The organism is Gracilibacillus caseinilyticus, assembly GCF_022919115.1.
Classification (GTDB): domain Bacteria; phylum Bacillota; class Bacilli; order Bacillales; family Amphibacillaceae; genus Gracilibacillus; species Gracilibacillus caseinilyticus.
Genome location: NZ_CP095072.1, coordinates 2,002,656 through 2,028,039 on the forward strand (window position 1 = coordinate 2,002,656; position 25,384 = coordinate 2,028,039).

Annotated in this window: 17 protein-coding genes; 10 read left to right on the top strand and 7 right to left on the bottom strand. The window is 38.1% G+C overall.

The genetic code is table 11. The annotated features are described in order from the left end of the window. Positions 1-15 precede the first annotated feature (15 nt). The 3 genes from MUN88_RS09545 (at position 16) to MUN88_RS09555 (ending at position 8,363) form a co-directional block, all read left to right on the top strand. Positions 16-876, top strand: coding sequence for an efflux RND transporter periplasmic adaptor subunit (locus tag MUN88_RS09545; protein ID WP_244723733.1), 861 nt, complete (start codon positions 16-18; stop codon positions 874-876). A 2-nt stretch (positions 877-878) separates the two neighbouring features. Further along, the gene (locus MUN88_RS09550) at positions 879-3,950 is read left to right on the top strand and encodes an efflux RND transporter permease subunit (protein ID WP_244723736.1); all 3,072 of its coding nucleotides are present in this window, start codon (positions 879-881) and stop codon (positions 3,948-3,950) included. A gap of 1,623 nt (positions 3,951-5,573) precedes the next feature. Then, positions 5,574-8,363 (top strand): M14 family metallocarboxypeptidase, encoded by a 2,790-nt coding sequence (locus MUN88_RS09555; RefSeq protein WP_244723738.1) that lies wholly within the window; start codon positions 5,574-5,576, stop codon positions 8,361-8,363. A gap of 353 nt (positions 8,364-8,716) precedes the next feature. Here MUN88_RS09555 and MUN88_RS09560 read toward each other — a convergent pair whose 3' ends face one another. Genes MUN88_RS09560 through MUN88_RS09575 form a run of 4 tightly spaced genes read right to left on the bottom strand, consistent with a single transcriptional unit; the run spans position 8,717 to position 12,050 of the window. Then, positions 8,717-9,055: an EamA family transporter gene (locus MUN88_RS09560; RefSeq protein WP_244723740.1), complete on the bottom strand. Its 339-nt coding sequence runs from the start codon at positions 9,053-9,055 to the stop codon at positions 8,717-8,719. Next, entirely contained in the window at positions 9,045-9,392 is a 348-nt protein-coding gene (locus MUN88_RS09565) for an EamA family transporter (RefSeq protein ID WP_244723742.1), read from the bottom strand. Before MUN88_RS09565 ends, MUN88_RS09560 begins: the two co-directional genes overlap by 11 nt. Then, a complete protein-coding gene (locus MUN88_RS09570; RefSeq protein WP_244723744.1) occupies positions 9,389-11,125 on the bottom strand; it encodes a DUF6020 family protein in 1,737 nt (578 codons plus the stop codon). The genes MUN88_RS09565 and MUN88_RS09570 overlap by 4 nt, the downstream gene beginning before the upstream one ends. Then, on the bottom strand, positions 11,118-12,050 hold the full coding sequence (locus tag MUN88_RS09575) for a glycosyltransferase family 2 protein (RefSeq protein ID WP_244723746.1): 933 nt from the start codon (positions 12,048-12,050) through the stop codon (positions 11,118-11,120). The genes MUN88_RS09570 and MUN88_RS09575 overlap by 8 nt, the downstream gene beginning before the upstream one ends. A gap of 216 nt (positions 12,051-12,266) precedes the next feature. Between MUN88_RS09575 and murJ the strand changes: the two genes are divergently transcribed. The 6 genes from murJ (at position 12,267) to MUN88_RS09605 (ending at position 19,104) form a co-directional block, all read left to right on the top strand. Beyond that, the gene (murJ, locus tag MUN88_RS09580; protein WP_244723748.1) at positions 12,267-13,775 is read left to right on the top strand and encodes a murein biosynthesis integral membrane protein MurJ; all 1,509 of its coding nucleotides are present in this window, start codon (positions 12,267-12,269) and stop codon (positions 13,773-13,775) included. A 22-nt stretch (positions 13,776-13,797) separates the two neighbouring features. Beyond that, a complete protein-coding gene (locus MUN88_RS09585) occupies positions 13,798-14,697 on the top strand; it encodes a PIG-L deacetylase family protein (RefSeq protein ID WP_244723750.1) in 900 nt (299 codons plus the stop codon). A gap of 168 nt (positions 14,698-14,865) precedes the next feature. Continuing rightward, on the top strand, positions 14,866-15,915 hold the full coding sequence (locus MUN88_RS09590; RefSeq protein ID WP_244723752.1) for a glycosyltransferase family 4 protein: 1,050 nt from the start codon (positions 14,866-14,868) through the stop codon (positions 15,913-15,915). A 140-nt stretch (positions 15,916-16,055) separates the two neighbouring features. Further along, positions 16,056-17,075 (top strand): glycosyltransferase family 4 protein, encoded by a 1,020-nt coding sequence (locus MUN88_RS09595; protein WP_244723755.1) that lies wholly within the window; start codon positions 16,056-16,058, stop codon positions 17,073-17,075. 84 nt (positions 17,076-17,159) lie between these two features. Next, positions 17,160-18,380 (top strand): nucleotide sugar dehydrogenase, encoded by a 1,221-nt coding sequence (locus MUN88_RS09600; protein ID WP_244724439.1) that lies wholly within the window; start codon positions 17,160-17,162, stop codon positions 18,378-18,380. Between the two features lie 7 nt (positions 18,381-18,387). Beyond that, entirely contained in the window at positions 18,388-19,104 is a 717-nt protein-coding gene (locus MUN88_RS09605) for a WecB/TagA/CpsF family glycosyltransferase (protein WP_244723758.1), read from the top strand. Positions 19,105-19,539: 435 nt separating this feature from the next. Here MUN88_RS09605 and MUN88_RS09610 read toward each other — a convergent pair whose 3' ends face one another. Beyond that, complete coding sequence (locus MUN88_RS09610; RefSeq protein ID WP_244723761.1) at positions 19,540-20,652, bottom strand: acyltransferase; 1,113 nt, start codon at positions 20,650-20,652, stop codon at positions 19,540-19,542. Between the two features lie 246 nt (positions 20,653-20,898). Here MUN88_RS09610 and MUN88_RS09615 point away from each other — a divergent pair, with 246 nt between their 5' ends. Next, a complete protein-coding gene (locus tag MUN88_RS09615; protein WP_244723764.1) occupies positions 20,899-21,918 on the top strand; it encodes a GNAT family N-acetyltransferase in 1,020 nt (339 codons plus the stop codon). 54 nt (positions 21,919-21,972) lie between these two features. On the opposite strand, the gene MUN88_RS09620 is transcribed toward MUN88_RS09615, so the two are convergent. Then, a complete protein-coding gene (locus MUN88_RS09620; protein ID WP_244723767.1) occupies positions 21,973-23,403 on the bottom strand; it encodes an S-layer homology domain-containing protein in 1,431 nt (476 codons plus the stop codon). Between the two features lie 504 nt (positions 23,404-23,907). Next, positions 23,908-25,323: an O-antigen ligase family protein gene (locus MUN88_RS09625; protein ID WP_244723770.1), complete on the bottom strand. Its 1,416-nt coding sequence runs from the start codon at positions 25,321-25,323 to the stop codon at positions 23,908-23,910. Positions 25,324-25,384 lie beyond the last annotated feature (61 nt).

Genomic DNA, 25,384 nt, shown 5'->3' on the forward strand with positions numbered 1-25,384 from the left:
AGAGGGGACAAAAGTATGAAGCGTTTATTGTTTTTACTGATGATTGTGATCATCACACTTGTTGCATGTTCACAAAATGAGAACGAAGAGCAGGAGGAAGAGACAGAGCGTGTTATACCAGTAGAGACTGGTGAGGTAACAAAAGGGGATCTGGTTATGGATCGTGTTTTTTATGGACGAACCTCACCAAATCAATCGACACCCGTTATTCCCTCTGTCGCTGGTGAAATGGATGAATTGGAGGTAGCGAATGGTGATAAAGTCGAAGAAGGCGACGATATCGCTACGATTGCCAGTCCTCAAGGGATGATTACAGTAGAAGCCCCTTCTGATGGTGTGATTACCCAGTTAACTGCCAAAGAAGGTTCCATGGTATCGACACAGGATCCATTAGCTGTCGTTACGGATTTAGCCAGTCTCAACGTCCAATTACAAGTTGCCGATACGCAACTCGATTTATTTGAAGAAGGAAAAGAAGTGAGCGTCACAACAGGTAAAGATGACGGTGAAGCGCACCAGGCTACGATCGATTATGTGGCAGATGTCTCCAATGATTCCGGCCTGTTTCATGTTGATTTGTCCTTTGATAATGAATCAACGAATGTGAAAGCAGGAGTTGTGGCGAAAGCTATTATTAAAGATACCGTTGTGCAGGATTCCTTGCAGATTCCGACCGCTGCCTTAGTCGAACAAGATCAGGAGACGTTTGTCTATGTCGTTGATGGTGATACTGCTCGAAAAGTAGCCGTCACAGTTCAAGCCACACAATCTCAATCAACCGCTGTGAAGGCAGAGCTTTCAGAAGGAGATCAACTCGTCACGAGCGGCCAGCTGACGTTAGTCGATGGCAGTAAAATTAAAGTAGAGGAGGATTAATCATGAAATTAGTATCAACATCTGTGAAACGGCCAGTCGGAGTCATCATGATTGTCCTCGCTATCATCGCAATGGGTTTTATCTCCGTTCGAAATTTAGCGATCGATTTATTTCCGGAAATTGATTTACCAATTGCGGTCGTTGCAACCAATTACCCGGATGCAGCACCACAAGAAGTGGAACAGCTTGTTTCCAAGCCAGTAGAAAGCACCCTTAGTTCCATTGAAGGTGTCAACACGATTCAATCCCAATCGCAAAGGGGTTCATCGCTTGTCATCGTTATGTTCGAAAATGGCACGAATTTGGATAATGCCTTACTCGAAGTCAGGGAAAGCGTGGATCAGGTAAAAGGGGCATTGCCAGACGGTGCCAATGATCCAAGCGTACTCCGTTTTAATCCGAACCAAATGCCCATTATGTGGGTCGGCTTAACTGGCAGTGATACACAAAAATTACAATCTGTCGCAGAAGACACGGTTCAGCCTTATTTTGAACGTCAAAGCGGTGTCGCTTCCGTTAGTATCGAAGGTGGCGAAGAACGTGTCATTGACGTCGAATTAGACAGAGCAGCCATGAAGCAATATGGAGTCTCGACGCAATTAATTCAGCAATCACTGCAAGGTGCCAATCAATCTGCTTCTGCTGGCACTGTCCAGCGAGGTGAACAGGATTTACAGATCCGGATAGATGGTTCCTATGAATCGGTAGATGATATTCGCGGGTCCATTATCCAGACGCAACAAGGGGCTAAAATCACTCTTGATGACGTAGCTGATATTCAGGATAACAGACAAAAAAATAGTACAGCACTGGTTAACAACGAAACAGCGGTTGTCCTCAGTGTTCTTAAGCAGTCTGATGGCAACACGGTTGACGTCTCCAATAATATATTAGACGCGATGGATGACTTGAATCAGCAGCTGCCAGACGATGTCAGTCTCGATGTCGTCGTTGATACATCCGATTTCATTAAACAATCTATTAATTCGGTTATCCAGAATATGATCTTCGGTGGTATCTTTGCCTTACTCGTCTTGCTGCTGTTCCTAAGAAGCTTCCGTGCGACGCTCGTTATTGGCGTGTCGATCCCAATTGCGATTATTTCGACGTTCGTTTTACTGTATTTCACCGGCGAAACCTTAAACGTCTTAACAATGGGTGGCCTCGCACTCGGTATCGGGATGATGGTCGACAGTTCGATCGTTATATTAGAAAACATCGTCGCCTACCGCCAAAAAGGCTATAGCATGAAAGAAGCGGCAATCAAGGGTGCATCCGAACTCGCCCCAGCGGTTATCGCATCAACTACGACGACACTGGTTGTATTCTTACCAATCGTGTTCGTGCAAGGTCTCGCATCCGAGCTATTTACGCCATTAGCCTTAACGATTTCGTTCTCACTGATCGCATCACTTGCGGTAGCAGTTACGCTAATTCCGATGTTATCTTCCAAGCTGTTAACGAAAGCAATGGAGGATCATGGCAGACGTTACTGGTTCGATCGCGTCATGCAGAAGGTAATCAATGGCTATGAACGTGTCATTAAAGGTGCATTAAAATTACGAAAAACGACTATTCTAATTACGATTGCAGCGATTGTCGGCAGTCTTGCCTTAATCCCTTATATCGGCACAGCCTTTATTCCGGAAGGGGATCAGGGACAATTAACGATTTCCGTGGAAACACCACCAGGAACGAGCGAGCAGAAACGACTCGATCTTACCGAAAAAGTAAATACACAGCTATCGGAATATGACGATATCATCGATGTCAGCTATGTCACGGTAGGAAGTGGCAACAGCCAAAGCGCGATGATGTCCGGCGGCGGAGGTTCAAACGCTTCGTATCAAATCCAGCTCGTTCCTGCAGAAGAGCGGGAGCAAACGACGTCATCCTTCGCGCAGGAGATCGATGAACAGTTACAAAATATTGCCGGTGCTGAGATCACTGTAAGTGAAGCAAGCTCTGGAGCAGGACTTGGGGATCCTATCCAAATTCAGCTGTCCGGTCCTGAGAATGATGTATTAAAAGAGCTGTCTGATCAAGTATTAACGGTATTAGAGGATGTAGAGGGGGTCTATAATCCAACGTCTTCTTTATCAGATACGCAGCCTGAAATGATGGTGCAGGTTAACCGTGAATTAGCATCACAGTATGGCCTCTCTTATCAGGAAGTAATGAGTCAAGTCCAAACAGCCATGACCGGCCAAACCGTGATGCAGTACCGTGAAGACGGAGAAGAGATGAATGTGACCTTGCAGTATCCAGAAGATGAGACGACCACGATTAACGATTTAGAAAACCTGGAAATCCAGAATCAACAAGGTACCACCATTCCGTTATCAACGGTTGCAGATTTTGAACAGGTCCAAAGTGCTGCCACGATCAGCCGTGAAAATCAGCAGCGCCAAGTCAATATTACCTCTGGTATCGAAGGAAGTGACCTCGGTACGGTTTCACAAAATGTGAAGGATGCACTCGACTCGATGCACTTCCCGGAGGATTATGATTACACGATCGGTGGTCAGACAGAAGACATGACGGAAGCTTTCGCTGACTTAAGCCTTGCGTTAATCTTGTCGATTTTCCTTGTCTATGCTGTCATGGCTGTCCAATTTGAGAACTTCTTGCATCCGCTTGTCATCATGTTCTCCTTGCCAGCAACAGCAGTAGGTGTCTTCGGTGGTCTCTTTATCACTGGCTTACCACTATCGATCACCGCCTTCATCGGGGTCATCATGCTCGCCGGTATCGTCGTCAACAACGCCATCGTGCTTGTCGACTACATCAATATCTTAAGAGCCCGCGGCATAGCCCGATATGAAGCGATCGTAGAAGCAGGAAAAACAAGGCTGCGCCCAATCCTGATGACCACCTTAACCACCATTCTCGCTATGGTTCCACTCGCCCTTGGCTATGGTGAAGGTGCCGAAATGCAGCAGCCAATGGCTGTCACGGTTATCTTCGGTCTGTCTGTATCAAGTATTTTCACACTGGTGTTAATACCGGTTGTGTATACGTACTTTGACAGCTTGTCGATGCGAGTGAAGGGATGGTTTACGAAGAAAGGATAGGAAAAGCTCAGTATAAGTAAGAAACAAAAACGCTTGGATCCAAGCGTTTTTGTTATTGTCTTTTTAAATAAAGGTACCTTTCAGTTTATGTGCATTCTGCAATATATTAGCATATATAGATGTTGTTTAAATTCCAACAAGAGAGAAACACCATCCTAAAATGGCATTCCTCTTGTTGGAATGATGCCCTCTATAATGGTACAAATCAATAATTGTTGTATCCAGCTTTTTTGCATGCTGTCTAGGATTAATTTTGAAAATGTGAGGGCATGTGGTTGGAGAGGGGGAGGACCTAAGTGAATGAATGATATAATATATCTACGATGATAAGAACTGGACGACATTTACTAATATGGCTGCAGGAACGTATCATGGGGATGTGGCAAAAGTCCATAATCCAAGTAAGCAAATTAAGGGAAAGATTAGTTTTAGAGTATATTAATAACGTATATTGAATCAGTCTGTCTACTAGTAGAGGCGCGAAAAGTTATCTAAATATTTTGTTAGCGCACAAAAGGATATTAAGACTGATATAGAAGGACTTTATCGATCGCCATATTTTAACGATATTTCTTAATTGTGGGATGGATGAAATCCGTTTTTTCAGAATTCGAATTTTCATCACCGGAATTCGAATTCTTACATAATAAATTTATTTAGCCTCGATTCATGGAAAACGGTAAAATAGAGTCAAAATGACTTATCCCTTCATAAAAGCGTAATATTAAGCTGCTATGTATTGCAATTTAATAGTTGTCTTTTAAAAAAGAAAATTGCAACTGAGTGCTTTCTAAGGTGCAAAGAAATATTATTGACTAGATAGATCTAATAATAGAGCCAAATATCATTGAATGGTGGATTTGTTAAATCAAAAAGTTCCTGTTTCTTATATTGCAGAGAAAGTTGGTGTTAGTCGTTATAATGTTTTAAAGTATGGTTAACTTATTCGAGATACATGTCATGTTATTTCTATATGTGTTTGAGACTAGGAAGATAAATAATTTTTATTTGTAACATTTCCTTCTGTTAAAGCAATCATCCTTGCCTTTGTATGTATTCCTATTCTCCAAACATTAGAAAGGACCATGGACATAAAGGTTTCTATTTCAACTGTTGTATTTAAAATGGGAAAGAAGTCCAAGTTTGAGGTGCAATCCCCCATTCCTATTTTACTCCCTTTGTAAAACTATTTTTATGTACACATTCCTACTCATGTGATAAAAATCTCTGTTTATTTTAACATAATATTACAATTACCTACTCGTTTAAAAAATCAGCATAGCAAGTAGCATAACAATTAACATATTATATTAACTTCTGAAAAGCAAAGGTAGTTTTATTTTAATACAAATTATGTAAGCAAACGATATCGACGTGATTTGACATATGGTGTGTGTGCATCCAATGCTTCTGCAATATGCTCGGTATACAGTGATCACGCTCCAATTATGCTACTATTGAATATCCTTCTGAACTGCTTCAAGCTAAAGAATTGATCTTCGAACTATGCCAAACTTAGTGTGTTTTCATTCTGCTTTATTCTCTCAGCTTCAAATTATGTCTTTTCTGTCATGCTAGTAAATAGTAAGATAGATATGTAGCATTAAGAAAGGAGTAGGAATATTGAAGTTTTTAAAAATAATGAGCATTTTCATGATGATATCGACCATTATTTTGGCTCAGTTTTCATCGATTTCTGTTTTCGCAGAGAACAAATCGACTATGGTAGAACTGAAAGAACCGGTCCAGTTCATGATTAATGAGTCTTCCTATGTAAAAGTAGAGAAAGGGGCATTACTGTCACTTAATGAGAAACAGCAATTGGTATTTGACGAACGTACCTATGACCTGCAATCGATTAAATTTGAAACTATCATAGATTCAGAGAAAGAGCCGATCAATCTTTCTGACGTAAAGCCAGTCACTGAAGCAGATCCGAAGATATCGATTGTGAAACCTCAGACCAAAGAAGATACTTCATCGAATGAAGAATCAACAGAAACAGGTCCACCACAATTAAATACAGACGAGACGGACGATCGTGAAAAGCCTCAACCTAACGAAGATGAAGAAGAAAAAACCCCACAAGAAGAGTCCGATAAATCCAATTCAAGTGATGAGGATACAGAAAAAGAATCCAATAATAAAGAAGATACGGATAAAGAAACAGAGTCTGACAGTTCAAAAGTAGAAGATACAGAAGACAAAGAAGTGAATGTGAAGGCAATATCAGCAAAACTTACTTTTTCTAATACGAAACTGTTTGAAACCAATCAAGATAATGTCTCTCTTTACAAAAAAGAAAATGGAGAATTGATCAAAGTATCCACATTAATACAGGGTGAAATATATCAATATTATCAAGATGTAGGGAACTGGTTGCGTGTCAAAATAGGAAGCAAGATTTATTATCTATGGCAGGAAGCAACTGATCCGGTTGATCCAGACACATCTTTACATAACCCGGCCGCAATCTCAGGTAATCAGACATTAACTACGATTACTGAAGGAACGATTTACGATAATAGCAGAAACGGGTTAGTTGATATTGGTACTTATGAAGCAGACGAATCATTTACTTATGTTAGGAAATCAGGTAATTGGTACAAGATAAATTATCTTGGACGATATGCATATATCTATCATAGCGCAGTTATTGAAAGTAATATTAATCAACTGGATTATATCATTCCAAAACAAGATGTACCAGTAAATTTACCAGGTAAGATACCGTTTGCTTCACTGGAAGAAGGTCAGCTTTATCAAACAATTGATGAAGAACCAAACTGGATAAAAGTAAAAATAGGTAACCTTACAGGGTATGTGTGGAAAGCGGCTGTTTGGAAAACAAGTGAAAAACCATTAAAAACAACAAGTGCTACAGGTCAATTGAAATTAAAAACGACAGAAGATGTACCAGTGTTTGATAATAGCACAGGAAAATTAATTCAAATTGGGGAAATTGATGAGGCGAAAGAAATACGATATATTTCGAGAAAAGGTAATTGGTATCAAATCAATTTTGCCAATCGAACAGGATTTATTTACTACGCAGGTGTTGAAGCATTATTCACGAAGAATACGAAATATTTCACAACTGATCAGGATAATGTCAGTGCCATGATTCGTCGGAATGGCTCGCTGCAGTTTTATGGTGAATTGCAGGAAGGTGAATCATATGAACGCCTGGCCGATTATGGAAATTGGCATCAAATAAAAATTGGTGATCAGCATGCTTTTGTATGGAAGAAAGCAACTTCTCCTGCGAGTGCTGGAGATATCCCGAATCCAATTTCTGATACTTCTGTACAAGCGATATATCAAACGAAAGAAACAGTATCGGTTTATGATAACTCTTCAGGTTCACTGGAGGCAATGGGTACCATAACTTCTGGTGAAAAAATTCCAGTATTAAATACGAAAGGTAATTGGGCTACCGTTAATTATGCTGGGCGAGAAGGATATATTTATAAACCATCATTGAAACTGTTAACGAAGGATGTTGTCAATCCGCAAACTACCTATACGTATGAACAGATGCAAAAAGATTTAAATGAAATTGTTGACTTATATCCTGACCATACTCAAAAAACAATTATAGGAAATTCTGTCGATGGCAGAAACCTGTATGCCATCAAAGTGGGGAATGGTGATAAAGAAATATTTATCAATGGGTCGCATCACGCCCGCGAACACATGACAACCAATGTGGTTATGGAAATGATAGATCAGTATGCAAGAGCATATGCTGTAAATGGTACTTTTAATGGATATAAAGTCAAAGAGATTTTGGATGAGGTATCGATCTGGTTTGTGCCGATGGTAAATCCGGATGGTGTTACGTTGGTACAGAAAGGTTATACAAGTGCCAAAAATCCAAATCAAGTATTGCGATTAAATAATTACAGTAAAGATTTCTCTTCCTGGAAAGCGAATATAAGAGGAATAGATTTGAATCGCCAGTATCCTGCGAGATGGAAGTATATCCAAAATGCTGCCTCCAGCCCGGGACCAGCCTTTTATAAAGGAGCGGCTCCACTTACAGAGCCAGAAGTAATGGCGTTATATGACTTTACGAACGAAAGAGATTTCAAGACAACAGTTGCTTATCACTCGTCAGGGCAAATTATTTATTGGTATTTTAATAACCCATTTAGTACGAAAGCGAGAGATAAGGCGTTAGCACAAAAAGTTTCTAATATCACTGGCTACAGCTTGGTTGCTGCAACCACCAACCCTAGTGGTGGCGGTTATAAAGACTGGGTTATTCAAGAGCATCAAACGCCAAGTCTAACCATCGAAATATCACCATACACGTACCAGGAACCGGTACCTTTATATCGATGGGGATCAATTTGGAATAAGAATAAAACAGTAGGGATCTATCTGGCACAAGAAGCCGGCAATCGCTAGACAAAAAGAATAAGCATAGTCTGGAACAATAGCCGAGCAACATGGATGATTTTATAACATCCATGGTATGCTCGGCTTTTTATGTGGTATGTATAAACTCCTTAAAACAATCCAATATAATGTAAGAAAAACACTTATTTCAATTTGGTGATTTGACATTTCTAATGTGCTAAGCATAGCTCCGGAAATATGCCCTCTAGGACGCGGAGTGATTGGCCGGAGCGGTATCCTAGCACAAGAATTATTTCAAAAAGAACTCATTGCTAAACTCTCACTAAATCTTTCTTACTTCGCAGCATTCCTTCAACTATAAAAAAAGACCGGGCGTTCAATGCCCAGTCCTCTCATCACTATTATGAAACTAACAAAAACGCGCCGCCCATAATACATACTAAACCGATTATTTTTTTGGTAGTGATTTTTTCCTTCAGAAACATAGCGGACAGAATAAATGTCCAAATATACGTAATAGAAGTCAAAGGGAATAAGATCGTATAATCTGTAAACTTTAATGCGATAATGTTCAAAATAGCACCACTGCCATAAAAGAAACAACCTACAATAAAGTTAGTAACAAATGATTTGTTGAATCCTATATCACTGTTACTCATCCTTTTAAAATAAAAACTGCCAATTGACCCCATAGCGGTGAATACGAGAAGTAATAGGAAGATAGGTAAACTAATCGTCACCACCTCCTATCAATATCGCACCTGCTATAATACAAACAACGCCAAGCAGATTTTTTCCTTCAAGTATTTCGTCGAGAAAGACACTTCCAAAGACAACGGCAAATATATAGCCAGTACTTAAGAAAGGGTGCAACACGGATAAACTGCCAAATCGGTAAGCCAGAATCATAAAAACAGCTCCAAGGAAATAACAAACAAATCCGCCAATTAACCATAAATTAATATCAGCATCAGATATTTTCCATTGTAATTGACCAAAAGCGGTAAGAAGCGCAGCAACAACCATTAAGAGTATGCCATATTTGTTATGGTGATAAGATTCTTTCATCCTTGTCATGCTCTTCGCTCCTTTTGCTTTCTGTCAGTCAGTAATGCACAAAGAAATAGAAAGGCAATGGCAAAACTGTTCGCTAATAAATATCGGAAATCCTGTGCCGGAATACCAGCTGTAACGGTCCCGATATTCAAGATAACTGGTACTGTTACAAGCCAAGCTCTCCAGCTTGTTTTGCGTGCAGCAATATATCCCATTAATAACAGGAAGAACATATAGGTTGCCGGGCGCCAAATTAATGTTTTAAAATGGATTTCCGTAATATTCAGCATTCTTTCCATTTTGTCATGTAGCCAGTTACTTACAGGCTCTTGTTCGATATTAAATGTGTTTGCGTGATAGATACCACCTGGATTGAGGTTAGTATACCCATCAGAAGGCTCATTCATTTGCCATACCAAAGAGGTCTGCTTTAAAAAGGCTTCTGTCACAATGACAGGGTTTTTTAGCGAGACGCTTGCCCATGTTTTTGCATAGTAGCCCACGTCATCAAAGACCACATCACTGTTATAATCCCCTGAGAATTTAATTGGATCGGTAATATAGGGATCGTAATATTGATGCCACTTATCCTCTGGCATCATTTGATAGATATATTGTTCCTCTTCTTCAGAGAGGTCTCCATTTTCAACAACTACTCTTGCAAATTGTTGTGTAGGAATTCCCAAAGCTTCGTTCGGATCCTTATTATCGACTTGAAAAGCGGTGAACAACGGTCCAGTAATGATCATATAGCTGGCTATTACAGCCACAAGCGTGATGAGCAGTTGCTTCCAATAAGGTAAAAACATAACAATCATCACAATAGTTAACGCGAAATAAATAGGAATGCCATTGCTTCTCATTAACATCAATGCTAAACCGGTAAAACCTAATAACAGTAAGTGCATGTTCTTGCGAAGCCATTGACCGCGTGAGGAATAGACGGCAAACATTAAGATCGTCAGCAATAAGAGAATGGCACTATAGAGAATGTCCTTCCATAGTACGATCGAAAATGCCCCGTAAACGGGAAAACACGCGATAAATAGATTACAGATATAGATCAGGATCCGGTGTATGCCAGCCTTTTGAAATTGGTAAAGGCCATAGCCGAAGATCAAGCTCAGAATGATGATTTGAGCAAGACCTACAACAGCCGGTGAATACCAGATTTTTGTCAGTATGATCATCAGCCACGTATAGACAACCGGATGCCAGTTATTAAATTCAAACGTATGAATTTGGCGCCAGTGAGCGAAAGAGTCAGGAGACATTTCTCCAGGGAAATTCGCTAATAGATAAATGCTCCAGCCGATAATAGGGAGGATCGAATAGATAAGAATCATCCATTTAGATACATACTGCTGTTGCAAGACGAATGATTTTCTCATCATAACAGCAGTAATACTGAGAACCGTACTAAAGACAGCGACACAAGCACCAATCAATGTAACAAGCTGAACAATCAAACTCATCGATTTAAAATGTCCAATAGAGAAGGTGCTGAATAAAACAACTAAAGTCAAAAGGATCATGAAAATCATATTACCTTTCGTATAAATATGTTTTACGAACTTTTCCCTGTAAGTAATAGTCTCATAGAATAGTACGGCATATACAGTAAGAAAAAAGATACCGGTAGCAGTGATCGATAAGACCGACATCTCTTTAATCGGATCAAACCAGTTTAACATAGTGACAGATGCAAACAGCGTAATACCAATTAATAATAAGAAATAAATGATTTTATTCATATTTTCCCTCATTGGAAATCTTGTTTAATTCCAATTCGAATTGTTTTTTATGGCTGGTTGCGACAGTATCAAGAATCAAACCGCAAGTAAGCGACACGACAGATAGTAAGACAAGCCCTACTGCGAGAATAGCGGATGGGATTTTATCCACTTCACCAGTAACAGCAAATTCGGTAATAACCGGAATACCACTGGCTAGTCCTAATATCATGAAGAGTAAAGCCCAAATCGCAAAGAATAGCATCGGCTTATATTCTTTAAACAAGGTAAAGATTTTGTTAAGCACCTTAAATCCGTCACTTAATGTGTTCAGTTTGGACTCACTGCCCTCTGGTCGATCTCGATAATCAATCGCGATCTCTTTTATTGCTAAACGTTTGTCTAAAGCATGAATAGACATCTCTGTTTCGATTTCGAATCCTGGACTCATAACAGGCATTGATTTAACAAAAAGTCTGTCAAAAGCACGATAGCCTGTCATAATGTCATTCAATTCACTTTTGTAAAGAAAATTGATTAATCCTTTTACCAGCGTGTTACCAAAATTATGGAACGGGCGTTTGTTTTCTTCGGTATACGTACCGTTAGATAATCGGTCACCAATGACCATGTTCGCGTAACCGTCTTTAATTGGATCGATCAGTTGATGTACAAATGAAGCTGGATATGTCTGGTCACCATCCACCATCACGTAGCAATCTGCATCAATTTCTCTGAACATGGAACGTACCACATTACCTTTACCTTGGCGCCATTCTTTTTTTACAATTGCACCGTGTTCCTCTGCTACTTTCGATGTATTATCTGCAGAGTTATTGTCGTATACGTAAATAGTTGCACCAGGCAATTCTTTCTTAAAATCTTTTATGACTTCTCCGATTGTTTGCTCTTCATTATAGCAAGGGATCAATATTGCAATTTCCAATGGAAGTCCTCCTTAATTACAATTAAATGTATTATTGTTATTTTACCCAAATAACGAGTATAGCAAAAAAAATAAAAAAATGTAATTCCATATTATCAATTCGTATAGTAAATCTAAAAAAAAAATGATAAAATAAGTTTTGGATTATGTCTATGATATGATAGAATATGGATTCATCTTAGACATATGCTTATTAATGAAGTGAGGTCTTGTTTTTTGAAATCAAAGTTAGGTTTAGCCAGTTTATGGTTTATTGTTATCTCATTATTATTAAAAGTCTCTGGACTCATCAGAGACATGGTCATTGCATTTTATTTTGGAGATAGTTATGTAGCAGATGCATATCTAGCTGCCTTCATTATACCAAATATGTTTATATTATTTATGACAACAGGTATGAAGAATGCGTTCGTACCGTCATACACAGATGCTCTTCAAGAAGGGAATGCCAGCAGTCATCTTAAAGATATCTACAGAGGCAATGGATGGATAAGCCTAATTGTAGCATTACTGGGAGCGGGTCTTGCTCCGGTCTATGTTCCATTACTTTATCCGGACTTCTCTCCCGAAGCATTGGATATCGCTGTTTATTCTACCATGATTTTATTCGCTGCGGTATTTTTCACAGGGATGAATGCCGTGTTAGAAGCGTTATTTGACGCGAAGAGTAAGTTTAGTCTCTCTGTATTTTCACAAGTAATTGTGATCCTGACATCGATTTTATCGGCTTTTTTATTTGCTGAAGAGATTGGCGCTTATTCCATTGCAATCGGGTATGTAGCTGGTACAGTTATTTCCCTGATATTAAAGAAAATAATTATTAGAAAACAACATATTGTCTCTTTATTTGGTAAATTAAATAAAGCAGAGTTAAAATCATTTTACCCTGTATTTATACCAGTAGGGCTTACAGTTGCGGTAGGGCAGATCAATCTGATGATTGGTACCATTTATGCCAGTAAGTTCAGTGAAGGTGCCATTACGTATATTAATTACGCCAAGAACCTTGTACACATGCCGCAAGCCTTGTTTGGGGTGACGATAGGGACTATCATCTTCCCGATTCTGTCGAAAGCCATTTCAACCGATAATCGTGCACTGTTCAAGAGAGGGATTGAACAAGGTTTAACGACGATGTACTTTGTTTTACTGCCAGCTACTATTGGCATGATGTTATTGATGCCAAATATTATCGCACTGTTGTATCAACGCGGAGCCTTCTCAGAAAGTGCAACCATGCAAACATCTTATGTTGCGTATTATTACTTTGGATCTGTATTATTCTTTAGCTTAAACCAAGTTATCAATAAAGGCTTTTACTCTCTCAAGAAAGGGCACGTTATTCTGTTTATCAGTGGAAGCTCGATCTTGCTGACTTTTGCACTGAATGCTATTTTCACACATTGGCTTGGTTATTTAGGAATTCCATTAGCAGCATCGGTAAACGGTCTGTTATATGCGTTAGGAACGTTCCTGATTTTCTTAAAGCAGGTCGGTGGTTTGTCTTTAAGAAGTATGACAGTAGAATTTCTGAAGACGACATTCGCTGTAGCAGTAATGAGTGCAGTGGTTCTGTTAATCAAACCAATCTTGCCTTTTGACCAGAACCTGCTGATTATTGTGGTCATTGCAATTGCAGGTGCTGCTGTTTATACACTTACAGCCTGGTTATGTAAGATTCAGTCTATGCAGATTATATTAAAAAAGTTTTTAAAGAAATCGTGAGTAAAAAAAGGGAGTCATCTTAATGAATAGTAAAGAACTCATGTTGCGAATAGCAAAACCCATTAACTATCCAATTACGAAATATGCGTTAAACAACTATTACAATGACAAGAAAAGCTTATCCACTGCCAATGTAGCAAAGAATGTGTTAGTGTTAGCGCCACATATGGATGACGAAACAATAGGGCTTGGCGGTACCATAAAGAAACACGCCAGCGAAGGTGCTGATGTACATGTAGCATTAATTACAGATGGGTCCAATAGTGTGAGTTCTTTATCAAAAGAAGCGCTGACCAAAAAAAGAATTCAGGAAATGCAGGAAGTCAAAAAATTATTGGGGATAAAAGACATTATCTACATGGGATTACCAGATGGAAATGTCCGTTCCACTGATCATGCACAATCTAAACTTATACAAATCATAAAAGATGTCAATCCTGATCTTGTGTATTGCACATTGTTTGTAGATGCTCACCCGGATCATACGGAAACAGCCATTCTATTAGCAAATGTCATTCCGAAACTGGAAGACTGTCAGTTTGATATCCGCCTTTATGAAATCAACTGTGCGATCCCGCCATCTTATATTAACTGTGTGGTGGATATAAGCGAGACTTTCGCTGACAAGAAGCAGGCGATCGATACGTTCCAGTCACAAGCTATTGCATTTGACGGGTTTATCTCATTGAATCAATGGAAAACCAATTTAGTTGCGGAACAGACAGATGCTGTTGAAGTATTTATTGAGTTATCCAAAGAGCAGCTTGTCCAGCAGAAAGAAGTATTAAAACAATATAAGTCACAATACCCGGATCTTTTTAAACAAATCAACCGTACCGATACTTTGTTGTGGGCGATATATCAAAATCAAAAAGAGAAAAAGAAGTTTTATGACGAGGCGTTTATGGGAAGTAATAAATAGTTAACTAAATTGAAACACATTTTTCATTGCAAATTAAAACGAATTTCTTTATAATTATCCAAGGCAACATTGTATTGAAAAAATCTTGAACAATATGAATATATTTTTGTAACTTATAGAGTTTGATGTTCGTCTATTAATTTAGTAGACATCAATAGGGGGATGGACATGAATTATATCTTGCCTTTTATATTGTGTTTGACTTTTGCCTTGATCTTAACACCATTAGTGAAAAAGTTAGCAATTAAAATAGGTGCAGTTGATAAGCCAAATGCAAGAAAAGTTCACCAGAAATTAATGCCTAGACTAGGTGGGTTAGCAATATATGTTAGCTTTCTGTTAGGTTATCTAATCTTTCAACCTGTCGGCATAGATTCGTGGCCACTGTTAATCGGTGGAACGATGATTGTCATACTTGGGGTTCTGGATGATTTATACGAATTATCAGCAAAAATCAAATTTATCGGACAAATCGTGGCTGCTAGTATTACGGTAGTCGGAGGCATGCAAATTAATTTTATTGTATTACCATTTACCGATAAGATAGAATTTGGATTTTTAGCAGTTCCAATCACTATCATTTGGATTGTGGCAATTACCAATGCCATTAACTTAATTGATGGTTTAGACGGACTAGCAGCTGGTGTATCATCCATTGCTTTATTAACAATTGTTAGTATGTCCTTTACTATGGGGAATTTGTATATTGCTGTAATGGCATTATTATTGTTAGGAAGTACGTTAGGATTTCTATGGTTTAACTTTAATCCGGCAAAGATATTTATGGGTGACACCGGATCGATGTTCTTAGGCTATATGATTAGTGTGCTTTCCATCATCGGGTTGTATAAGAACATTACATTTTTCTCGTTAATTATTCCGATTGTAATCTTAGGTGTTCCAATTCTTGATACAACTTTTGCGATTATCAGAAGATTTATTAAGAAGAAACCATTATCGGCACCTGATAAAGATCATTTACATCATTGCTTAATTAATTTAGGCTTTTCTCACCGCCAGACAGTGGTTGCTATTTACGCATTAAGTGCATTGTTTGGTGCTGCAGCGGTTCTTTTCACAAAGGCTACTGTATGGGGATCAGCGTTCATGCTCGTATTATTATTAGTACTGATTGAATTAATAGTTGAAATAACGGGCTTGGTCAGTCATAACTATCGACCTTTGTTAAATTTGGTTGCTACAAACCGTAAGAAATAGCTTTACAAGCACTTCTTGTACTTTACAGGAAGTGTTTTGTTCTAGAGGCAAAAATTAAGTACAACAATTCCGTTCATTGCATAAAATGCATTGTTCTTTCGAAAACTACTGCTAATGTTATTGTAAAGCAGGGATGAACAATGCAGTCTATAGTTTATGGAGTATTGGCCTTTCTTATAAGTTGTGTTCTCTATATTCCAGTGAAGAAGTTAGCGATTTACTTTCATATAATCGATCTTCCAAAGGACGGAAAAATTCATGATCGACCAATCCCTCGTATTGGTGGTTTAGCGATATTTTCATCTTTTTTGTTAACAGTCATAATTTCACCTTTGAATTGGAAAGATATAAATGTATGGCTAACAGGAGCGGTGTTCATTACGTTAGTTGGAATTTTAGATGATAAATTCACATTACGTGCGATTGTCAAACTTTTTTTTCAAATAGCAATTACAGTGTGTCTGATTGTATTCGGTGAAATGGAAATTTCCAAGCTTGCCATGCCTATTTTTGGACTTGTTGATTTAGGTATATTCGGTTATGTCGTAACTTTCGTCTGGATTATTGGTATGATTAATGCGATTAATCTTATCGACGGATTGGATGGCCTTGCAGCCGGAGTGACAATGATCGGCTTGACCGTAATGATGATGATGGCAGTATTTGATCTTCAATTAGACCTCGTTATTATTTGTATGATTTTAATAGGTGCTATAGCTGGATTTTTAATCTTTAACCTTCACCCTGCCAAAATATTTATGGGTGATACGGGGTCACTTTTCTTAGGCTATATGATGGCCACAATACCTTTGTTAGGTTTGTTCAAACAAGTGACTTTCTTTAGCTTTATCATACCTGTTATCATCTTGACAATTCCTATTTTTGATACGCTTTTTGTCATTCTAAAAAGACTTTCGAACAATCAGAATATTTTTCATCGTGATCGAAAACATTTACATTATCGATTAATAGAGCAGGGGTGGACGCAGAAACAGACGGTATTCATTATCTATGGTTTTGCGATCAGCTTCGGTATATTTTCAATGGTTATAGCCTTTGCAACGACACCATTTAAAATAGTTCTAATTATCATATATTTATTTATCATTGCTTTATTCGCCAGACTAATTTGGAACATACCAAGTGAGACGGATAAATAGAAATAAAGCACAAGAAAGGGAGTTACTTCATTGAAACAGTTATGTGTTATAGGATTAGGTTATATTGGCTTGCCAACATCAGTTATGTTTGCGAAACATGGCTACAAAGTTCATGGGGTCGACGTAAATCAAGATGTGGTGGATACATTACAAAGAAAAGCTTTGCATATTGAAGAACCAGGTTTACAAGAAGCATTGGAGGAAGTAATGGACGAGGGTAATTTTACCGTATCTACTTCTCCAATTAAGGCGGATGCATTTATTATTGCGGTTCCATCTCCAATTACAGAAGAGAAGACGGCTAATTTGGATTATGTGCGTGCTGCAACAGAAGCCATTTTACCATTTGTTGAAAAAGGTAATCTTGTCGTCCTTGAATCGACTGTGCCACCACGTACAGTAGAAGATATTATGCTGCCTGTTTTACGTAAAACAGAATTAGATTTAGATAACGATATTTATATTTCCCATTCACCAGAGCGCGTTATTCCAGGTAAGATATTCCAGGAACTAGAAGAAAATGATCGCATTGTAGGTGGAATGAATCCGGCATCAGCCGAAAAAACAAAAGAATTATATAAAGCATTCGTGAAAGGGGAAATCCATTTAACGGATGCTACAACTGCAGAAATGGTAAAAGTAATGGAGAATACCTATCGTGATGTAAACATTGCCTTTGCGAACGAACTGGCTAAAATCTCGACTAATATCGGTATTAATGCATGGGAAGCAATCCGCTTAGCTAATTTCCATCCACGTGTAAATATTCACCAGCCAGGTCCTGGTGTAGGCGGTCATTGTATTGCAGTGGATCCATGGTTCCTTGTGGAATTAGAGCCGGAAGAGTCTAAGATTATTTCATTAGCTCGTGAAACAAATGATAATATGCCAGCTTACACTGTAAAAAGAATCAAAGAAATTGCAGAAGAGAATCAGATTATTCAGCCTAAAATCGGCTTATTTGGATTGTCCTTTAAAGGAAATGTAGATGACATGAGAGAAAGTCCTAGTTTAACTGTCATGGAACATTTAAACAAAGAGGGCTTAGATTACAAAGTATTTGACCCATATATCAAGGATATTCGAGTACCTCATCAAGTGTTGTCGATTAACGAATTGGCAGAAGACATGGACATGATTGTCATCTTAACGGATCATCAATTATTTAATACGTATGAGCCTGAGACATTAATAGCACTAATGAACCAGTCTGTTATTTTTGATACAAAGAACTTAATTGACGAAAACAAATGGCGTCAAGCAGGTTTCGATTATGCTCGCTTAGGCGATACGAAAAACAGGTGAGGTAGTAATGAATAAGGAAACAATATTAGGTGTACAAGTATCGAAGGAAACATATTCATCCATAACAGACAAATTATTTAACTTGATGGGAACAAGTGATCAGGCATTTATTGTTGCTGTAAACCCTGAAAAAATCATGAAAGCAGCAGAAGATCCAGAATTAAAAGATCTCATTAATGCGGCTGATTATCAGATCCCGGATGGTATCGGCATTCTGATTGCATCACGCCTGCAAAAAGGTTCTGTACGTGATCGTATTACAGGCATAGACTTAATGCAGACACTTGTAGCAGAAGCAGAGAAGCGCGAAAAGAAGATTTTCTTATATGGCGGTAAGCCTGGTGTAGCAGATAAGGCAGCCGCTCAAATCCAATTGGACCATCCGAAAATCAATATAGCTGGTACGATCAATGGCTATGAGAAAGACGAAGAAAAGATTATTGAGACGATCAATGCAGCGAATCCAGATATTCTGTTTGTTGCATTAGGAAGTCCAAAACAGGAAGAATGGATAAAAGCCAACAAACAACGCCTGAATGTATCGGTGTTTCAAGGTGTTGGTGGTTCCTTTGATGTTATCGCAGGTAATATCAAGCGAGCACCAAAAATCTTTATTAAATTCGGACTGGAATGGCTTTACCGCCTATTAATCGAACCGTGGCGAATTAAGAGACAACTAGCATTACCGAAGTTTCTGTTAAAAGTATTTTCCGGAAAGAAATAAAAGACACAAAAACTGTGACAGCAGTCATGGTTTTTGTGTCTTTTTTTTATAAAGTAAGAAAGCATACAAGCTTGAGGCTTTGTACCGTTCTTTGATATGAACGGCCGTGTCCACTTGGGCGCATCATCGATTGGCGAACTCTCCGTGATTCCTTTATCGTACTTTGTAGCAATGATTATCAAATAAATATTTTATGAATAAAAACAGAAGTCACTCGATCAAAAGTGAGGAAAGCGAGAAACGTGATGAACGATCAAACTCACCTAACTTAATTATTTGATTTATTGGACAGGCGAATGATGCTCGCTTTTTTTACACATTAAGAAAATTTTAGTGATGAAGTAGTTCAGGAAAAAATTCACAATGTACGAAGTATAAGAAAAACTACCCACTCGCTTAAAGACGAGACGAATGCGAGTTTTTCTAATCAAGCTATTAACTCGCAGACTTACGCTGATTCAGCAGCGGTAGTCGAGCAGCCTTTTTCGGGAGCTTACCAAACAGCAATCCTGCAAATGGAAAGAAACGGTGTATAAAGTAAATGATAAAATAACAGAATATCACGGTGAACACATAGCGTCCGAGAACTTCAATATGAAATAGATAGTTATTATGAACCGGTATGAATCTGGCAACCTCTTTTAGCACGAAGGGATGAAGTAAATAGAATCCGAACGAATAAAGAGCAATATTCCGAGTGATATTCATCACACTAGCAGAACTGATCTTCAGTAATAATTCTGCCACTCTGAAGAAGAAGTAACTTCCCCCTACCAGAAACGTTGTTTCTATCAGTTTATAATAGATTCCTTTAAGATAAAAGGATTGCACCGTATATACATAGTAATGCAGCAGTGCTAGAGCAGAACCGGCAACAACAAAGACTATACCGAACAGGATAGTTGGTAATCTCTTATGAATGTTGCTTTTGATGGCCTGATAATGCATGCCTATCCAGGCGCCCATAAAGTAGGGACCAAGCATATTTAGAAAGAGGTTGAAAGAAACCAAGTCATATTTGTCATTTAAATAGTAGTATAGAATTTCCACAATGATTCCGATCAGCCACATATATTTCCGGAAGAAGCTGAGTTTTTTTGCCAGCGTGATAAAAATAGGAAACACCAAATAAAACTGGACAATCAAGAAAATAAAGTGCAACTGGTAATAGGAATCGCCTTGAAGTATCCTGCTGAGAATATCCATGATACTTAGTTCTCTGTGGATCGTAAGCCGAGCATAAAACTCATAAAAAACGGCCCAGACGATATAAGGTACCAGGATATAGAGTACACGCTTTTTAAGATAATCAATAAATAGAGAAACAGAAAGATTTTTGTTCGAAAAATTATAAAAGAATACTAATGCAGTTAACATAATAAAAATGCCTGCTTCGATCCTGATAAACCGATTGAAAAAATGATACTTTGCAAAAGCCTCTCCATCCATCGGTAACGTGCTATAGTATGTTCCGGTTGCATGGACCAACACGACCAGCAACATAGCAAATAATCGTAAAAAATAAATAGAATCTATTCTTTTTTGCATAGTTTTTATCTTCCTTTGCTTTACTAGTTTGAGAACATTAGTACATTATATAACATTTAGCCAGTCATTACATTATTTTTTGGTAAAAATTATTTGGAAATATAGGGAACTGTAAAAAATACAGCTATGAAGTAATTTGCCTGGCAGGGCGAAGATGGTTTATGATGGTAAATAAAATAGGTGAAAGGGAAGCATATCAACACACCTATGGTATATTAGAATGAATGAGATAAGAAGGTGAAACAAATGATAAGAAGTGCAACAAAACAAGACAAAAATAAAATATTAGATCTATTTGAAAAAGTATTTCACAACAGGATGTCAGACGAAGAGTACGAATGGAAATATTACGAGAATCCAAATCCGCGTAATCCATTAGTATTGGTATATGAAGAAGATGATCAGATTTTGGGACATGTGGCATTATGGGTGAATGATGCGTTTATTAATGGCGAAATACATAATGTTGGATTACGTGTTGATACGATGGTAGACCCTGATGCCCGTGGTAAAGGAATCTATCGTAAATTGTTAGATGAGTTATTAGAAGTCGCTGAAGATAAAGATATCGCTATTCTATATGGTTATCCAGCCGAAAAAGCGAAGGAATTGTTTATTCGTTACACAGGTGCAGTTCATCTCACCGATGTTCCTCGCTTACTGCTTCTGCAAAAGCCGGTTGAGTTATTAAGCCGTAATAAACCATTTTTAAAAGCTTTCACATTTATTGACAAATTGTTTCAAGCTGTTCAAATGAAAAAGACGGATTATCAACCTTCATCAATAGAAGAAATAAAAAAATGTGATGCTCGCTTTGATCAATTACAATTAGACAATAAAGACCAATATCCCGTTAAACTAAAGCGGGGTATGAATTATTTGAATTGGCGCTATCTGAATCATCCTTTTCGTGATTATAAAATACTGGCACATGTCGAGGACAATCAATTAAAAGGGTACATCGTGTACAGAGTGATCGAGCAATCCAATCAAGGGATGATCATTGATATGGATGTCCACGATTGGCAAGATAGAGAAGTAGTGCAGAATCTGATAGCTGCCGCAGTCGATCGAATGAAAGGAACTGCGGCAATCCAGGCGTGGGCTCTGGAGCCAAGTGCTCTTTATCAATCGTTAAAAAATCATAAGTTTCTACACAAAGATAATCCAATGCCAATGGTTGTGAGAGATATCAAAGAATTGGCAATCGACAGCAGTACAACGCATTCCTGGTATGTAACAAACGGCGATGTGGATTCATTTTAAGTACAAAAAAGCCGGGCGACGGATCGCTCGGCTTTTCTTTCGTATAACCAATAATTAATTGTTTCCTAATTGTAATGCACGATACAAGAAGGTAGCAAACTGACCGCGAGAAACGCTTTCTGCTGGACGGAAATCGTCTAATTGCGTGGTAAGTCCGTGCTGAGCAAGGATCTTTACACTCTCTTTATGAGAGCCTGAAACGTTATCCAGGTTCACGCCAGTATTTTCTTTGGTATCTTCAAGGTTAAATGCCCGTACCAGGATCGATGCCATTTGGGAACGGCTTAATGGCTCATCATCGTTGAAAACTCGTCCATTATCAGCAGGTGCACCCTGCAAGATGCCAGCTTCATAAGTTGCAGCAATGGCTTCGGCATAGTAATGATTTGCATCAACATCGTTATAGTTGTTAAGAATCGTCTCGACATTATTAGGAATACTTAAATCAAGGGATCTTTTAAGTAATTCTGCAGCTTGGGAACGGGACAACGTTTTAGCTGGACGGAATTCTTTTGTACCATCATCAAGTGTGTAGCCATTAATAATACCTTTTGTTACCAGTTGTTGAATGGACTCTGCTTCGTCCGTGCCAGGTGTAATATCGTTAAAAAGAAGCGGCACGAGATAGGAGGAAGCGATATAGCCTTCCACATTGCCGTTAGATACCTTGTAATAAACATAGTGATTCGAGGCTGGATCATTTCTGGATCCTTCCGCTTCGATTGGTTTACTTTCGATTGTCCATGTTGTATTAGCAGCTACACGAGTAGAGGTACCATATAACTCATCGTAGCGGTTAGCTCCTCCATCTTTTCCATCGATATATACCAGGTCACCGATTTCATGACTTTGGCGTGTCATGGTAGATTTAGTAGTTTGATAGTCTACTCCTACAGGAAAGTGCATAATAGAACTATTGTCTTCATAATTAAATTCGAAGGTAGGGAAGTCAAAGTAGTCTCCATCTTTTTCTAAAAGCGACCGCGAACTAATGTAGCTGTAGATTTCTTCTGCATAAGCACTGTCAGGATGCAGGTTAGGATCATTCTGTTTCGAAAGTCCGTTATATGCAGTAATCGCAAAATACCAATTTTCTAACACATCTTTCGAATGATTGTTAATGATCGGCAAATAATTTAAATCCCACTTTGCATTGAGAATCTTTGCACCCATCCGAATATTATATTCTGTATCTGTTTTAAGTCTGTTAATATCAACGGGCACGTCTGTTTTTTCAGGTGTTACTTGCATGACACCAATTCCGCCATCATCTGAAATATAAGGCTCTCCATTTTCATCAAATTGCTGGAAAGCATTTTCATTATATGCAATGGCTTTAAGGATTTCAGGCGGAATATCCTCTTCCATAGAGACCTCCGTTATCATTTCTTTAATGTCCATGATATCTTCGGTTGCAGCTTCGTTATGTAACGGTGTGATCATAAAAAGAACAGCTGTCAGAGATAATGCTAGTTTCCATTTCATAAACGTATCCTCCCCATTTTTTGCCTTCTATCATTGTATAATAGATAGGATAAAATTACTAGAGTCTAGTAGAGATAAACCCGCTTATTATAAAGTGTTTCTTCTGCGTTCCACACTAACTTAGGTATATATAGTTACCCATAAACTGATTATGTAAAGTAGCTTAATGGTAATTTTGAAATTGTTTATGTGCTACCGCTCCGGCCAACTACTCCGCATTCTCTGGGCCACGGCTGAAGCTAGGCTACAACTTGAACTTCTTCATTGCTACTTGCCTTGTGCCGAGGAAGTTGAGGCCGCCCCCACAGGATGCGGAGCAAATTTTCGGATCTTTGGCTAAGCAGATAAAATCTATCAAAATTAGCACGTTGATATACAGTTTTACTTAACATAATCAATATTACAAGATCACACACTTATTAATGAGTATGCTTGCTTCTGCAACAACTTTTACATATAAAAAAACCTGGAAAAGATCGATCTTTTCCAGGCTTCTAAGGGGCATTATTCGTTTGTTTTCAAATTGATATACAGCAGAACCATCGACAGTGCCAGATAAAGGTTAACTGCAGGTGCCACCCAGACGTGACCGGCAATTAATGCAATACCCAAACCTAACAATATCGAAATAATTAAACTGATGTTTTCTACATGGAAAATTTGTTTGAAATTAGTAAAAAGTTTCTTAAGCACAATACCGATTAACATAAACAATGGTAACATCACTAATATGAAACCAATCACTCCGAATGAGAAGAAGATATCGAAGAAATCCATCTCAATCGTTTTTCTATTGTTAATATAGTTACCGGCATAGCCCATACCTAATATTTTCTGTGATACATCAGCACGGATCATTTGATTAAGCTGCCAAGTGAAATAAATATGTCTCGAACTTAATATCTTGTTAACGATAGGAGAATTGATCTCAAACGTGACGCGAGTATCTTCGCCTTCAATAATTTCGTCTTCTGATTCTCCGGATGATTCGCCATTTCCGCCTTGTCCCGGCACATCTTCAAACCCTTTATCAATATCCTCCTGATCCGGCTCAGGTAGTTCTACCGATAAATTCTGATAACCAGGAGTGAAAGGACTAACAATCAATATAACAGCTAACAACGCAATACTGTATACGAACGTAGGCAGTAATATTTTACGGTCGTTTGTCTTTTTTATACTAGCAACGATATAATGGATCGCAATAAACAGACTGATGAAGATACATGTAATATAAACAGCGAACAGCCCAACTTTTGTTCCGATCAATGCACCAATCAACGCTACCAGTAAAGCTGGTATCCATACCCAAAAACTGTACCAGGACTTCGTTTTTCGAATAGCGAATAAAATAGATAAAGGAAAGCCAATCGCTAATAACGCACTTAATTCATTGGCAGAGTAGAACCATCCTTTAAATCCAGCTTTCACCCATTCATACGAATCGACTGACGTATTTGTTATGATAGCGATCAGAATAGACACCCCTATGATAACAAGTGCATAAATAATGTAATTCAATAAACGTGTTTTGATAAAGTCAACGTTTTTTTTGTTTTGGAACAATAGATAAATTGAACAGATCATGACGGAGAAATAAATCACTTTCGTCAACCACTGTACTTCTATAAATAAGTTAAATACAGGCTTTTGGAAATAATTATTGATAAATCCAATACCTAAAACAAGCAGCAGCAATGCTAAGTAAATGCTGACTTGCTTCTTGTAAGGATGTTGTGAACCAAAAAAGATAAAGAATAACGCTATTCCCATAAATAGCATCCGAATGAGAATTCCAATGGTGATACTACTATTGGTAAATTGCAACATAGCATTGGTCAAAATATCAAGAATTGGTTGCAAAATAATAAATAAAGTTAATAATTGAAAAAATTTGTCGTTATTTAAAACTTTTGACATAATTGCTTCTCCTTTTAATCATTCTTGAAAGACAATCATAAAGAGTATATCTCACATCTAA